The 14,837-nt window shown below is 37.4% G+C and carries 16 protein-coding genes, 1 tRNA gene, 1 other RNA gene and 1 other annotated feature; of the genes, 14 read left to right on the top strand and 4 right to left on the bottom strand.

What is annotated here, in order from left to right:
- Window positions 1-101: 101 nt before the first annotated feature.
- On the bottom strand, window positions 102-1,097 hold the full coding sequence (locus ACIQ7L_RS27985; RefSeq protein WP_400573472.1) for a YaaC family protein: 996 nt from the start codon (window positions 1,095-1,097) through the stop codon (window positions 102-104).
- A 115-nt stretch (window positions 1,098-1,212) separates the two neighbouring features.
- Between ACIQ7L_RS27985 and guaB the strand changes: the two genes are divergently transcribed.
- From guaB to ACIQ7L_RS27950, 7 genes are all read left to right on the top strand, one after another.
- Window positions 1,213-2,676, top strand: coding sequence for an IMP dehydrogenase (gene guaB / locus ACIQ7L_RS27980; protein WP_400573470.1), 1,464 nt, complete (start codon window positions 1,213-1,215; stop codon window positions 2,674-2,676).
- A gap of 104 nt (window positions 2,677-2,780) precedes the next feature.
- On the top strand, window positions 2,781-4,100 hold the full coding sequence (locus ACIQ7L_RS27975; protein WP_400573469.1) for a D-alanyl-D-alanine carboxypeptidase family protein: 1,320 nt from the start codon (window positions 2,781-2,783) through the stop codon (window positions 4,098-4,100).
- Window positions 4,101-4,258: 158 nt separating this feature from the next.
- The gene (pdxS, locus tag ACIQ7L_RS27970) at window positions 4,259-5,146 is read left to right on the top strand and encodes a pyridoxal 5'-phosphate synthase lyase subunit PdxS (RefSeq protein ID WP_017150471.1); all 888 of its coding nucleotides are present in this window, start codon (window positions 4,259-4,261) and stop codon (window positions 5,144-5,146) included.
- Between the two features lie 17 nt (window positions 5,147-5,163).
- Entirely contained in the window at window positions 5,164-5,757 is a 594-nt protein-coding gene (gene pdxT, locus ACIQ7L_RS27965) for a pyridoxal 5'-phosphate synthase glutaminase subunit PdxT (protein WP_400573468.1), read from the top strand.
- A gap of 50 nt (window positions 5,758-5,807) precedes the next feature.
- Window positions 5,808-6,029, top strand: a binding site (T-box leader).
- 51 nt (window positions 6,030-6,080) lie between these two features.
- A complete protein-coding gene (serS, locus tag ACIQ7L_RS27960; RefSeq protein WP_400573466.1) occupies window positions 6,081-7,355 on the top strand; it encodes a serine--tRNA ligase in 1,275 nt (424 codons plus the stop codon).
- A 154-nt stretch (window positions 7,356-7,509) separates the two neighbouring features.
- Window positions 7,510-7,602, top strand: a tRNA-Ser gene (locus ACIQ7L_RS27955).
- A gap of 166 nt (window positions 7,603-7,768) precedes the next feature.
- A complete protein-coding gene (locus ACIQ7L_RS27950) occupies window positions 7,769-8,140 on the top strand; it encodes a sigma factor-like helix-turn-helix DNA-binding protein (RefSeq protein WP_400573464.1) in 372 nt (123 codons plus the stop codon).
- Between the two features lie 35 nt (window positions 8,141-8,175).
- On the opposite strand, the gene ACIQ7L_RS27945 is transcribed toward ACIQ7L_RS27950, so the two are convergent.
- The 3 genes from ACIQ7L_RS27945 to ACIQ7L_RS27935 form a co-directional block, all read right to left on the bottom strand.
- The gene (locus tag ACIQ7L_RS27945; protein WP_400573462.1) at window positions 8,176-8,844 is read right to left on the bottom strand and encodes a deoxynucleoside kinase; all 669 of its coding nucleotides are present in this window, start codon (window positions 8,842-8,844) and stop codon (window positions 8,176-8,178) included.
- A gap of 2 nt (window positions 8,845-8,846) precedes the next feature.
- Window positions 8,847-9,482, bottom strand: a complete 636-nt coding sequence (locus tag ACIQ7L_RS27940; protein WP_400573460.1) for a deoxynucleoside kinase — start codon at window positions 9,480-9,482, stop codon at window positions 8,847-8,849.
- A 120-nt stretch (window positions 9,483-9,602) separates the two neighbouring features.
- Window positions 9,603-10,142 carry a cysteine hydrolase family protein gene (locus tag ACIQ7L_RS27935; RefSeq protein ID WP_400573458.1) on the bottom strand — a complete coding sequence of 180 codons (540 nt, stop codon included), beginning with the start codon at window positions 10,140-10,142 and terminating at the stop codon, window positions 9,603-9,605.
- Between the two features lie 138 nt (window positions 10,143-10,280).
- On the opposite strand from ACIQ7L_RS27935, the gene tadA reads away from it, so the two are divergent.
- From tadA to ACIQ7L_RS27900, 7 genes are all read left to right on the top strand, one after another.
- Window positions 10,281-10,778: a tRNA adenosine(34) deaminase TadA gene (gene tadA, locus ACIQ7L_RS27930; RefSeq protein ID WP_400573456.1), complete on the top strand. Its 498-nt coding sequence runs from the start codon at window positions 10,281-10,283 to the stop codon at window positions 10,776-10,778.
- Window positions 10,779-10,856: 78 nt separating this feature from the next.
- Window positions 10,857-11,121, top strand: an RNA gene (gene ffs / locus ACIQ7L_RS27925) — signal recognition particle sRNA large type.
- Window positions 11,122-11,254: 133 nt separating this feature from the next.
- Window positions 11,255-12,943: a DNA polymerase III subunit gamma/tau gene (dnaX, locus tag ACIQ7L_RS27920; RefSeq protein WP_400573454.1), complete on the top strand. Its 1,689-nt coding sequence runs from the start codon at window positions 11,255-11,257 to the stop codon at window positions 12,941-12,943.
- A gap of 25 nt (window positions 12,944-12,968) precedes the next feature.
- Entirely contained in the window at window positions 12,969-13,295 is a 327-nt protein-coding gene (locus ACIQ7L_RS27915) for a YbaB/EbfC family nucleoid-associated protein (protein ID WP_170958198.1), read from the top strand.
- 17 nt (window positions 13,296-13,312) lie between these two features.
- Complete coding sequence (recR, locus tag ACIQ7L_RS27910; protein ID WP_011983166.1) at window positions 13,313-13,909, top strand: recombination protein RecR; 597 nt, start codon at window positions 13,313-13,315, stop codon at window positions 13,907-13,909.
- A 14-nt stretch (window positions 13,910-13,923) separates the two neighbouring features.
- Window positions 13,924-14,145 (top strand): YaaL family protein, encoded by a 222-nt coding sequence (locus ACIQ7L_RS27905; protein WP_097898525.1) that lies wholly within the window; start codon window positions 13,924-13,926, stop codon window positions 14,143-14,145.
- Window positions 14,146-14,343: 198 nt separating this feature from the next.
- Entirely contained in the window at window positions 14,344-14,613 is a 270-nt protein-coding gene (locus ACIQ7L_RS27900) for a pro-sigmaK processing inhibitor BofA family protein (RefSeq protein ID WP_400573452.1), read from the top strand.
- Window positions 14,614-14,837 lie beyond the last annotated feature (224 nt).

The following is a 14,837-nucleotide window of genomic DNA, read 5'->3' as shown; positions in this document are numbered from 1 at the left end:
GCTCTCTAGCGCCGATGGTAGTTGGGGCCTTGCCCCTGTGAGAGTAGGACGTCGCCAAGCAATTAAAGCACGAGTCAATTGACTCGTGCTTTTTTTATTTCCTAAGAAATAGGGGGACATTGACCTAATAAAAATAGTGAAACATAGTAAGGGATTTTCTCTGCAGTGATGTCTAAAAATTGATAAATAAACGGATAATCCTCTGTGGCATAGCTTCCTAATAAGTCATACCACCAGTCAGTCTCGTAGCGAGAAATCATGCTTAAATTATAGAGCAGTAAATAGTGTATGAGTGGTTCTGGTAAGAAGGGTTTAGAATTTCTAGAATCATTCGTGATTGGCCAATAGTATGAGTCCGTATAGTAGTCATAGGCCAATGGCGTGCTATATAAAGGATTCCATGTGCGAACGGGAGCTGAGAATAACAAGTCGGATTCATTTGTTTCGTGAATTGTATGCTGTATAGAGAGATGTTTACAAGTTGTTTCGATGTAACGAGAAAATCTTTCCTTTGTCATATGTAAACGATCGAGTATGTTAGAGGGAAATGAAATATCGTGTGTATTTAATATATTGACCTTATATAACATCTGTCCTTTTCGACTATATTGGAATAGAGTTTGTAACTCAGGGATTTTCTCCATTTGCTCTAACATATTAAATTTTTCACCCTCTAAGTGTTTCATGTGAAACATTCGTTCTGCAATATGAGGAAACAGTCCGTTTTTTTGTACTTTAACCTCATCTTCTAAAAACTGATAACCCTGCTTTTTTCGTTTCCGTGTTGTTACCCCATGTGCTAAGACTGTGGTTGATTCTGGATAGTTTGGATCAATAGTTAACAAACATGCTTTAAAGAGCTGGCACATTCCGTAAAATAATAACATTGGTCGAATAGAAAAAGGTGCTGTTTTACATAATTCGTAATAACTTTTCCCATGTTCTAAGTAATAGATAAAGGGATAACAATTTTCAAAACTTTTTTTTTCGGCATTTTCGATAGGTAATTTTTCATAGCAATGGGCAAGATAACGCTGTACGTTATGGGATGAAAAAAAGAAACTTAATTGCTGCCAAGTATGAGATGTATGATGCATATATTACGCTCCTTTTATTATCTAAAAATTCTAACATATTTCCACTTTCTTGACAGTATTTTAACCAATTGTTAAGCTACTAATAATAATTTCTGGTATCATAGGGGGAACAATTATGTGGGAATCTAAATTTGTTAAAGAAGGTTTGACATTCGATGATGTGTTACTTGTACCAGCGAAGTCAGATGTATTGCCAAGAGAAGTAAGTGTTAAAACAGTTCTATCCGAAAGTTTACAGTTAAATATTCCTTTAATTAGTGCGGGAATGGATACAGTAACAGAAGCGGATATGGCTATTGCAATGGCGCGTCAAGGTGGTTTAGGAGTTATTCATAAGAATATGTCTATCGAGCAACAAGCGGATCAGGTTGATAAAGTAAAACGTTCTGAAAGCGGCGTTATTTCAGATCCTTTCTTTTTAACTCCAGATCATCAAGTATATGATGCAGAACATCTTATGGGAAAATATCGTATCTCAGGTGTACCAATTGTAAATAACTTAGAAGAGCGAAAATTAGTTGGTATTATTACAAACCGTGATATGCGCTTTATCCAAGACTACTCTATCAAAATTTCCGATGTGATGACAAAAGAACAATTGATCACAGCTCCAGTTGGTACTACGTTAGAAGAAGCTGAAAAGATCCTACAGAAATATAAAATTGAAAAGCTCCCTCTTGTTGATAATAACGGTGTATTACAAGGGCTTATCACAATTAAAGATATTGAAAAAGTAATTGAGTTTCCAAACTCAGCAAAAGATAAACAAGGCCGTTTATTAGTTGGAGCAGCAGTTGGTGTAACTGCAGACGCTATGCTTCGTATCGATGCATTAGTAAAAGCAAATGTAGACGTAATTGTACTTGATACAGCTCATGGACATCACAAAAATGTAGCTGACAAAGTAAAGGAAGTTCGAGCAAAATATCCGACATTAAACATTATTGCAGGTAACGTTGCTACAGCTGAAGCAACACGCGCATTAATTGAAGCTGGTGCAAATGTTATCAAAGTTGGTATTGGACCAGGATCTATTTGTACAACACGCGTTGTAGCTGGTGTAGGTGTACCACAATTAACAGCAGTATATGATTGCGCAACAGAAGCTCGTAAGCATGGCATTCCAGTTATTGCTGATGGTGGTATTAAATACTCTGGTGATATGGTAAAAGCTTTAGCAGCAGGAGCACATGTTGTTATGCTTGGTAGTATGTTTGCCGGTGTAGGTGAAAGCCCAGGAGAAACTGAAATTTACCAAGGTCGTCAATTTAAAGTATACCGCGGTATGGGTTCTGTTGGAGCGATGGAAAAAGGAAGTAAAGATCGTTACTTCCAAGAAGGAAACAAAAAACTTGTTCCAGAAGGTATCGAAGGTCGTGTACCATATAAAGGACCTTTAGCTGATACAGTTCATCAGTTGGTTGGCGGATTACGTGCAGGTATGGGATATTGCGGAGCAAAGGATTTAGAATTCTTGCGTGAAAATGCACAATTCATTCGTATGTCAGGTGCTGGTTTACGTGAAAGTCATCCACATCATGTACAAATTACAAAAGAGGCTCCAAATTACTCTTTATAATGTCTTATATGTAAATAGACAGAGATTTGATATCTCTGTCTATTTTTTTTTGATTATGTTAGAATAACGGTTATGTGAGTACAAAGATATTGGGGGTAACAGAAGTGAAAGGTATGCTTTGCAAGAGATTTATTGCGATGGTAACAGTGCTTACATTATTCTGCAGCATGTTTGTTACGTATAGCAGTGCATCAGCAGAAACAGGTCCTGCTTTAGATGTTGAAGCAGGAGCAGCGATTTTAGTAGAAGCTGATTCAGGGAAAATTTTATACCAAAAAAATGCAGATGAATTATTAGCAATTGCTAGTATGACAAAAATGATGAGTGAATACTTAGTTAATGAAGCTGTGGCGAAAGGGAAACTGAAATGGGACCAAAAGGTAAAAGTTTCTGAATATGCACATAAGATTTCACAAGATCGCTCATTATCAAACGTTCCACTAGAAAATGGTGGCTCTTATACGGTAAAAGAGTTATACGAGGCAATGGCAATTTACTCTGCAAACGGTGCAACAATTGCTTTAGCTGAAGCGGTTGCGGGTAAAGAAGTAGATTTCGTAAAAATGATGAATGATAAGGCGAAAGAGTTTGGATTGAAAAATTATAAATTTGTAAACTCTACAGGTCTAACGAACAAAGACTTAAAAGGACAGCATCCTGAAGGCACAACACCAGATGAAGAAAATAAAATGTCTGCAAGAGATGTCGCGATTTTAGCGCAACGTCTGATTCAAGATTTTCCAAAAGTATTAGACACAGCGAAAATTCCGAAAAAAGTATTCCAAGAAGGTGGAAAATATCCTGTTAAAATGGATAACTGGAACTGGATGTTAAAAGGTCTTGTATTTCAATATGAAGGAGTAGACGGCCTTAAAACAGGTTCTACACCAGAAGCTGGAGATTGCTTTACAGGGACAGCAGAACGTAATGGTATGCGTTTAATTTCCGTTGTAATTAAAACGAATTCTCACCCAGCACGTTTTGCAGAAACAAAGAAACTTTTTGATTATGGATTTACGAATTTTGAAGTGAAAAAGGTATATCCAAAAGGGTCAGCAGTAAAAGGACATGAAACTGTACAAGTAAAAAATGCAAAAGATAAAGATGTTGCAGTTCAAACAAAACAAGCTGTTACACTTCCGATGCTAAAAGGAAGTAAAGATGTATATAAAACAGAATTTAAAAATATAAGTAAAGAAAAAGAAGCACCAATTAAAAAAGGGACAGCACTTGGACAGATGGTTATATCACCTAAAGATAATAATGACCCTGGATTTTTATCAGGTAAGTCATTACAAGTAGATCTTGTAACAAATTCAGACGTAGAACAGGCAAACTGGTTTGTACGTTCTATGCGTGGTATTGGCTCTTTCTTTAGTGGTATGTGGAATAGTGCTGTTGACACAGTAAAAGGCTGGTTTTAAGAGCTCCTCATTGTAGGAGCTTTTTTTATTCCATTTTTCATATCGACTTTATGAAAAAGTAGTGGACAAGCATCTTATAGTTAGTGGTAGAATGTAAGAGTATTCTTAATTTTCGCCTTTAGCAGGGGAAAGTAATTCATCTAGGGGGGTTTTTGTATATGACAAATGTAACGGGAACAGAACGTGTAAAACGTGGAATGGCAGAAATGCAAAAAGGCGGCGTTATCATGGACGTAGTTAACGCTGAACAAGCAAAAATTGCAGAAGAAGCAGGCGCAGTTGCTGTTATGGCACTAGAGCGTGTTCCTGCGGATATTCGTGCAGCAGGTGGCGTTGCACGTATGGCGGATCCAACAATCGTAGAAGAAGTTATGGGTGCTGTATCAATTCCAGTTATGGCAAAATGCCGTATTGGTCATCTTGTGGAAGCACGTGTATTAGAATCATTAGGGGTAGACTACATCGATGAGAGTGAAGTGTTAACTCCAGCTGATGAAGTGTATCATTTAAATAAACGTGATTATACTGTTCCATTTGTATGCGGATGCCGCGATATTGGAGAAGCAGCGCGTCGTATTGCAGAAGGTGCGTCTATGCTTCGTACAAAAGGTGAGCCTGGAACAGGAAACATTGTAGAAGCAGTACGTCATATGCGTCAAGTCAATGCAGAAATCCGTCAAGTTGCGAGTCTTCGTGAAGACGAATTAATGACATATGCAAAAAATACGGGAGCTCCTTATGAAGTATTACTTGAAATCAAACGCCTAGGCCGCTTACCGGTTGTAAACTTTGCAGCAGGTGGTGTAGCAACGCCAGCAGACGCAGCATTAATGATGCAGCTTGGTGCAGATGGTGTGTTCGTTGGATCTGGTATTTTCAAATCAGAAAACCCAGAGAAATTTGCACGTGCAATTGTTGAAGCGACAACACATTATGAAGATTATGAGTTAATTGCAAGCCTTTCTAAAGGATTAGGTACTGCAATGAAGGGCGTTGAAATTTCGACGTTATTACCAGAACAACGCATGCAAGAACGCGGTTGGTAATCAAAGGAGATTTTGAAATGGTAAAAGTCGGTGTATTAGGTCTTCAAGGAGCTGTTCGTGAGCATGTAAAAGCAGTTGAAGCAAGTGGCGCAGAGGCTGTAGTTGTTAAACGTGTAGAACAACTTGAAGAAATTGATGGTCTTATTTTACCAGGCGGTGAAAGTACAACAATGCGCCGTCTCATTGATAAGTACAATTTTATGGGGGCACTTCGTGAATTCGCGAAATCTGGTAAGCCAATGTTTGGTACATGTGCAGGTATGATTTTACTTGCAAACAAGCTTGTAGGCTATGAAGAATCTCATATTGGTGCGATGGATATTACAGTTGAACGTAATGCATTTGGACGCCAAAAGGATAGCTTCGAAGCTGCGCTTTCGATAAAAGATGTAGGAGAAGACTTTATTGGTGTATTTATTCGTGCGCCATATGTTGTCAATGTAGCTGATAACGTAGAGGTTCTTTCTATGCATAATGATCGAATGGTAGCAGTGAGACAAGGACCATTTTTAGCAGCTTCTTTCCATCCAGAATTAACTGATGACCATCGTGTTACAGCATATTTTGTACAGATGGTGAAAGAAGCAAAAACGAAAAAATTGTATAAGTAACTTGCAACTTGTGTAAGATTATAGTAAATTGATGGTAACAATTTTATAAAATAAGCGTGTTGATAGGAAGTAGTAACAAATGTTGTTTCTTATAGAGAGTCGGTGGTTGGTGGAAACCGATAGAAACAGTTTGTGAATCCATCCTGGAATGGAATGTGGAATATCTTTATGATTAGTAAGCATTTCCGGTGAAGAGCCGTTATTTCTACTTGAGAGGAAAGCAATGGTGCTTTCAACTAGGGTGGCAACGCGGGTTAACTCCCGTCCCTTTTTACAGGGACGGGAGTTTTTTGTGTTTTATAAAACAAAAGGAGGAATATATAATGCTTGATATTAAATTTTTACGTACGAATTTTGAAGAAGTAAAAGCAAAATTACAGCATAGAGGCGAAGATTTAACTGATTTTGGTCGTTTTGAAGAATTAGATACAAGAAGAAGAGAGTTGCTTGTTCAAACAGAGGAATTGAAAAGTAAACGTAATGAAGTATCTCAACAGATCTCTGTGTTAAAACGCGAAAAGAAAGATGCAGAGGCACTAATTTTAGAGATGCGTGAAGTAGGAGAAAAAGTAAAGGATCTTGATAATGAGCTTCGTACAGTTGAAGAAGATTTAGAAAGATTAATGCTTTCTATTCCAAATATCCCGCATGAATCTGCACCGATTGGTGAAACAGAGGATGATAACGTGGTAGCGCGTACTTGGGGAGAGGTGAAAGAATTTAACTTTGAACCAAAACCTCACTGGGATCTTGCAACTGATTTAGGGATTTTAGACTTTGAGCGTGCTGCTAAAGTAACGGGAAGCCGCTTTGTATTCTATAAAGGTGCAGGTGCAAGATTGGAACGTGCTTTAATTAGCTTTATGCTGGATCTTCATACTGATGAACATGGGTATGAAGAAGTGTTACCTCCGTATATGGTAAACCGTACAAGTATGACAGGAACGGGGCAGCTTCCAAAGTTTGAAGAAGATGCGTTCCTTATTGAGAGTGAAGATTACTTCTTAATTCCTACAGCTGAGGTTCCTGTAACAAATATGCACCGTGACGAAATCTTAAGCGCAGAGCAATTGCCAATTCGTTATGCAGCATTTAGCTCTTGTTTCCGTTCTGAAGCAGGTTCAGCTGGTCGCGATACACGCGGTTTAATCCGTCAGCATCAATTTAATAAAGTTGAGCTTGTGAAATTTGTTAAACCAGAAGATTCTTATGAAGAGTTAGAAAAATTAACAAATGATGCGGAACGCGTGTTACAATTATTAGGTCTACCATATCGTGTTATGAGCATGTGTACAGGAGATTTAGGATTTACAGCAGCGAAGAAATACGATATCGAAGTATGGATTCCAAGTTATGGAACATATCGTGAAATTTCTTCTTGCAGTAACTTTGAAGCTTTCCAAGCAAGACGTGCAAACATTCGTTTCCGTCGTGAACCGAATGCAAAACCAGAACCTGTTCATACATTAAATGGATCTGGTCTTGCAATTGGACGTACAGTTGCAGCAATTTTAGAAAACTATCAACAAGAAGATGGTACAATTATAATTCCAGAAGTTCTTCGCCCTTATATGGGAGGAAAAACAGTTATTAAGTAAATTAAAACTTTCATCGGTATGAGTGATTGGTAATTACAGGTGTTGTCAGTAGCAACATAAATTATGAGGAAAGTAATATTTTCCTTTCCTCATAATTTATGATAGTAGGGTTGACTAACTGTTTTTCTTTTGTTATTATATTTGATGTCAATATGGAGGTATACCCAAGTCTGGCTGAAGGGATCGGTCTTGAAAACCGACAGGCGGCGAGAGTCGCGCGGGGGTTCGAATCCCTCTACCTCCTCCAGATATAATTGACAACAGCGCATATAAGTGGAGATTGGAGAACTCGTTACCAACACGTAACGAGTTTTTATTTTAAAACCAATCAGAAAGTATGATGTAAGGCTATTATCGCCTTAATAAACACTCATATTCCGATGATTATCTTCATAGATATGAAAGGAGTCAACATGGATCTTATTATACAAACGTTTCCTTTAGATGGAAAAACTTTATACTATGTACAATGTCCAGTCTGTAAGAACAATAGAATTTTAAATAGTGGTGCAAACGTATCGTGTATTATAAGTGATGATACATTCCGTAAACTTTGCGGTTGTACTTGTAATGTGAAAAAAGCAGAAGCACCGAAAAAAATTGCGAAAAAAGAAGCAGCTCCAAAACGTACTGGTAAAGTATTAACAGCAGTTATTAATGGGAAAGAAATGACTGTTAAAGAAATTGCTGAAGCGTATGATATTAGTACGAGCACTGTTCGTCAGCGTATTAATGCTGGGAAGTCAGAGAGCGAAATTATTGCTTCAACGAAAAAGAAAAAGTAAGTTAATAGGAAAACCCGTGCATATGCACGGGTTTTTTATTTTACAAGTTTGCGTGTTTGTTTTAAAAAATGATCAATTTTCTTAATGATTGGTTCAATTGAATCTTCATCTTTTAAAATATCGTATTCATTAATATTTAAGCGTAGGACAGGGCATGAATTAAAGTTATTAATCCAATTTTCATAACGTCCGTGCATTTCTTGCCAATACTCAGTTGGTGTTTGTTGTTCCATTGGGCGACCACGTTCTTGAATACGGCTAACAATATCATCAAAGGAACCTTCTAAATAGATTAATAAGTCTGGATGTGGGAAGTAAGGTGTCATAACCATTGCATCGAACAATCCTTTGTATGTTTCATAATCTGTCTCTGTCATTGTTCCTTTTTCGTGATGCATTTTTGCAAAAATGCCAGTATCTTCATAGATAGAACGATCTTGTACAAAGCCTCCGCCATATTCAAAAATTCTTTTTTGTTCTTTAAATCGCTCCGCTAAAAAATAAACTTGTAAGTGAAAGCTCCAACGTGTGAAGTCAGCGTAGAACTTATCTAAATATGGATTAGAATCCACTTTCTCAAATGATGTCCGGTAACCTAAAGCGTTAGCAAGTGCAGTTGTCATAGTTGATTTACCCACACCAACCGTACCAGCAATTGTAATTACTGCATCATTGGGTATATCATATTTTTGCCTTAAATTCATTGCTATTTCGTCCCCTTTAAGAGTGTATTTTGGAGGGTGGATAAAATTACATTTAAGTCATCGCTATTCTTTACGAAATCTATATTATCTCCATTAAACTTCAAGACTGGGATATCGGGATGATCCTTTTTGAAAGTATCCATTGCCGTTTCGTAATCTTTAGTGAGTTGTAGTAAGTAATTTGGATCCATATTTTTTTCGAATTCCCGCCCGCGCATTGCGATTCGTTTTTGTAATGTTTCAAGGCTTGCTGTTAAGTATACAATGACATTTGGTACAGGCATATCCTGCGTAAGAATACGATAAATTTGCATATATTTGTCATATTGAACATCTTTTAATGTACGAGATGCAAAAATTAGGTTTTTAAATATATGGTAATCCGCTACAACTGGTTTATGTTTCATTAAATACTTTATATTAATATCTTCCAATTGTTTATATCGATTACAAAGGAAGAACATTTCTGTTTGAAAACTCCATTCGTCAATGTTTTCATAAAACTTCCCTAAGAAAGGATTTTCATTAACAATTTCTTTTAATAGGTGGAGTTGCATGTGAGTTGAAATTTCCTTCGCTAGTGAAGTTTTTCCAACACCAATTGGTCCTTCAACCGTAATAAATGGTACTCCGGTCACGCTGTTTCCTCCTTTCAGTTCATAATTTACTGTAAATAAAAGCACAAAACAGAATTATTGTAGCATAAGAGGGAAGTGAACGGACTAATTTGTTATAAAAAGTTAGAAAATAGATATATACTAATCCAGTTTCAGTTGGAAAGAAGGCATAATATTTGCCTTTAATGTTGTCTCCATTATTTTCAAAGCGTGTATATTATCTTGATCAGAATTGGAGGCAATACAGTCCTGTGGTACAGAAAGAGAATAATTTCTCATATGGGCATCATTGGCTGTGAAAAGGATGCATATATTTCCTGCTATTCCTGTTACGATAAGGTTTTCAATTTTTAAATGCCTTAATAAAGAATTTAAAGGTGTTTCATAAAATGCGGAATAGTGTGGTTTAATAAAAACATAATCATCCGATTCGGGAGAGATTACTTGTATAATGTGTTTGCTATACTGATTTGTACAATGAGCGATAAGTTGATCGATATCAGCTCTCCATAGTTGATAATGATCGTTAACATAAATTACAGGATAACCCAATAGTTTCATGGTTTGTTTTAATTTTAAGATAGGTTCCACTATTATCCCACACTTTTGCGCTAAAATAGGTCCGTGTGAGAATTGGAAGTCGTTAATCATGTCAACGATGAGTAATGCTGTATTTTTCATATGTAATCACCCTTCCTTTTTCTTTAGGTTGGATTGAATGGGGAAAAGTTATCCTGCGTGTGTAAGGAGAAGTGCGGCTAAATGGGATTTAGTGGTGAAGGAGCTATCGTATTTTATTCGTAATGAGAGGAATGTATTATGGAACAAGATATTTATTTTATGCAACGTGCAATAGAAGAGGCAAAGAAAGCTGAAGAGATACAAGAGGTTCCGATTGGAGCTGTTATTGTGCTAGATGGGAAAGTAATCAGCGCCGCCCATAATCTAAGAGAGACAGAGCAACGATCAATTGCTCATGCAGAGTTATTAGCTATAGATGAAGCTTGTAAAAAGTTAGGGACATGGCGTTTAGAAAATGCAACGTTATATGTTACGTTAGAGCCGTGTCCAATGTGCGCAGGTGGAATTGTCTTATCACGTGTGAAACGTGTTGTATATGGTGCAAGTGATCCAAAAGGTGGATGCGCAGGTACTTTAATGAATCTTTTAACAGACGAGCGTTTTAATCACCAATGTGAAGTGGTACCAGGTGTGATGGAAGAAGAATGTGGCATGTTGTTAACGAACTTTTTTAGGGAACTTCGTAAAAGAAGGAAAGAGAAGAAGGAAAAATTGGATAAAAATACTGGTGCCTAACATATTTGCAATTTATGAAGAAACAAGTTATACTGATAGTGCCTTGTTTAAGGCAACCGAATATTGGTTTTAACTTTGCCGTGCTAAGCGGGGAGGTAGCGGTGCCCTGTACTCGCAATCCGCTCTAGCGAGGCCGAATCCCTTCTCGAGGTTATGTTGCTGTAAGGCCTGCCTTAAGTAAGTGGTGTTGACGTTTGGGTCCTGCGCAACGGGACCCCGTGAACCTTGTCAGGTCCGGAAGGAAGCAGCAATAAGCGGGTTTTCTCGTGTGCCGCAGGAGTGCCTGAACCGAGCTAACTGCTTAAGTAACGCTTATGGTACGTAATCGACAGAAGGTGCACGGCAGTTATATATGTATACAAAACTCACCTTATATAAAAAGGTGAGTTTTTTGTATAGAAAATAACTTTTGGAATCTATAAACAGAATGGGTTATAATATACAAGATAATAACCTTTGAGGGAGGCCGTATTTTCGTGTCATACCAAGCGTTATACCGGACATGGAGACCGCAAAAGTTTGAAGATGTAGTCGGTCAAAAGCACGTAACAAAAACGTTGCAAAATGCCCTTCTTCAAGAGAAAGCTTCGCATGCTTATTTGTTTTCTGGTCCGAGGGGAACAGGTAAAACGACAATTGCAAAAGTATTTGCAAAGGCAATTAACTGTGAGCATGCTCCAGTAGCTGAACCTTGTAATGAATGTCCTGCGTGTTTAGGCATTACACAAGGGTCTATTTCGGATGTATTAGAAATTGATGCGGCTTCAAATAACGGTGTAGATGAAATTCGAGATATAAGAGATAAGGTAAAATATGCCCCAAGTGCAGTGAGATATAAAGTATACATTATTGATGAAGTTCACATGCTTTCCATGGGAGCTTTTAATGCACTTTTAAAGACGTTAGAAGAGCCACCACAACATGTTATCTTTATTTTGGCAACAACAGAGCCGCATAAAATTCCACCTACAATCATTTCACGCTGCCAACGCTTTGAATTTCGAAAAATATCAGTACATGATATTGTAGAAAGGCTAGCGACGGTTGTTACAAATGAGGGTACAAAGGTAGAAGATGAGGCGTTACAAATTGTTGCGCGTGCCGCTGAGGGTGGTATGCGTGATGCGTTAAGTCTTATCGACCAAGCTATTTCTTATAGCGATGGGATAGTTACAACTGAGGATGTCTTAGCGGTAACAGGTTCTGTTTCTCAACAATATTTAGGTAACCTTGTAGAATGTATACGTGAAAATGATGTATCAAGAGCATTACGTATTATTGATGATATGATGAGTAAAGGAAAAGACCCAGTTCGTTTTATGGAGGATTTCATTTACTATTATCGTGATATGCTCTTATATCAAACTTCGCCACAATTAGAACATATGTTAGAACGGGTAATTGTAGATGATCAGTTCCGTATGCTGAGTGAAGCGATGCAACCCGAGATGATTTATGAAATTATTCATACACTTAGTAAGGGGCAACAGGAGATGAAGTGGACAAATCATCCGCGCATTTTCCTAGAAGTTGTTATGGTGCAAATTTGTCAGCAATTTATGGTGCAGGCAAATGGAGCAGACCGTTTGCAGGCGATTATGAACAGAATGCAACAACTGGAAAAAGAATTAGAACACGTGAAGAAGAATGGTGTACCAGCTGGTGTGCAGCAGGAAGTAAGGGAAGCGCGTTCAACACCAAAGCCAGTGCGGACAGGAAGTATGAAAATTCCTGTTGGGCGTGTGCATGAAGTGTTAAAGCAAGCGAAACGCCAAGATTTAGAGCAGCTAAAAGGCGTATGGGGTGAGTTGTTAGGAAGACTTAAATCCTATAATAAAGTGGCGTTTGCTGTATTGTTAGAGAATAGTGAACCAGTTGCAGCTTCTGAAGATTCTTATGTTTTAGCTTTCCAATATGAGATACATTGCAAAATGGCAAGTGAAAATCGTGATGCCATGGATACCGTAGAACAAGTTCTTTTTGAATTGCTGAGTAAAAGATTGAATATGATTGCGATTCCAAAGGCGGAATGGGGTAAAATTCGTGAAGAATTTTTACAACGCGAAGGTGGAAATTCAGAAGAAGCTGCAGAACAAAAAGTAGATCCCCTCGTAGAAGAGGCGGTAAAATTGGTAGGGCAACAACTTATTGAAATAAAAGAATAACAACAATTAGGAGGAATGTATTATGATGCGTGGCGGAATGGGAAATATGAATAACATGATGAAACAAATGCAAAAAATGCAAAAGCAAATGGCGAAAGCACAAGAAGAGCTTGGTGAAAAAACAGTTGAAGGTACAGCTGGTGGCGGAATGGTTACTGTTGTTGTAAATGGCCATAAGCAAATTCTTGAAGTGAAAATTAAAGAAGAAGTTGTAGATCCAGAAGATATTGAAATGTTACAAGATCTTGTGTTAGCTGCAACAAATGATGCACTTAAGCAAGCCGAGGAACTTTCAAACTCTACAATGGGACAATTCACAAAAGGTTTAAATTTACCAGGTGGAATGTTCTAGTAGGGGGATATTGACATATGCATTATCCAGAACCGATATCAAAACTTATCGATAGTTTCATGAAGTTGCCAGGAATCGGCCCAAAAACAGCTGTTCGATTGGCATTCTTCGTGTTAGATATGAAGGAAGATGACGTACTAGACTTTGCTAAATCACTTGTAAATGCAAAGAGAAATTTAACATATTGTTCTGTTTGTGGACATATTACAGATCGTGATCCTTGTTATATTTGTGATGATTCCCACCGTGACCAATCGGTTGTCTGTGTCGTACAGGAGCCGAAGGATGTAATTGCGATGGAAAAAATGAAAGAATATCAAGGTGTCTATCATGTATTGCGAGGTGCGATTTCCCCAATGGAAGGAATTGGACCAGAGGACATCAATATTCCACAACTTTTAAAAAGATTGCAGGATGAGACTGTGCAGGAAGTTATTTTAGCAACGAACCCAAATATTGAAGGTGAAGCTACAGCAATGTATATTTCTCGTCTCTTAAAACCAACAGGTATAAAAGTAACACGTATTGCTCATGGTCTTCCGGTTGGTGGAGATTTAGAGTATGCGGATGAAGTAACTTTATCTAAGGCCCTAGAAGGCCGTAGAGAAGTATAAGAGGAGAAGCTGAAATGTTTTTTCAAAAAAAGGGAAAGTTGCGTAAAGAATACGATGATAAGTTAATTGCTTTGTTAGAGAAAGTGAAAAACGAGTGGTTACGTCAAAAAAGAATGGTAGAGCAAAGTGTTGAACCATCGCAAAACGTGCTTTGTTCTTTAAAAATAGCAGAAGCAAAATATTTTTTCTTATTAAAAGAAGCGAAACGTCGTCCTGTAAAGATGGAACAATGGTAAAAGACTCTGATTTTTAAATCAGGGTCTTTTTTATTCCGCTATTCGCGGGTGGTAATACCCCGATTGTAAAGGCTTTTCATCAGTGGAAGATGAAGAAGATACTCATTAATTAAAGTGTTACTTTATGTAATTGAATGTTCTTTTGTACCTCCTTGTCCCATACAAATAGAGTGTATGAGTTATATAAGGAGGGGGAAAATGAATTCTACAATTATTATTGGTGGTATTCTTACTTTAGTGTTTGTTTTGTTAGTTTTTGGTGCCTCTACGAAACCGCTGCAGTTTATAGGGAAGATATTCATCAAAGTAATGATCGGTGTCGTACTGTTATTTGTTGTGAATGTAATTGGGACATACTTTAATTTTCATATTCCTATTAACATCGGAACAGCTTCTGTTTCTAGCCTTTTAGGGATACCAGGTATTTGTGCATTGGTCATTATTAAATTATATATAATGCCAGGATAAAAATATTTTGGCATGTATTAAAAAAAATGAAAAACAGTGTTGACTCATTAAGCATTAATGTGGTAAATTAATAAGCGTCGTCAACAACAAAAGAAAAAAGATGTTGACGAGTTAGATGAAAGATGTTACATTATAAAAGTCGCTGAAACGCGATGTTGAACTTTGAAAACTAAACGAAACAAACAACGTGAAACGTCAATTTTTATTTTTAGATGCTAGACAAA

The sequence above is a fragment of the Bacillus sp. NPDC094106 genome (genome assembly GCF_044764345.1).
Lineage (GTDB): Bacteria > Bacillota > Bacilli > Bacillales > Bacillaceae_G > Bacillus_A.
The sequence above is the reverse complement of the archived record's forward strand: the minus strand, read 5'-3'. Positions and strand labels throughout refer to the sequence as shown.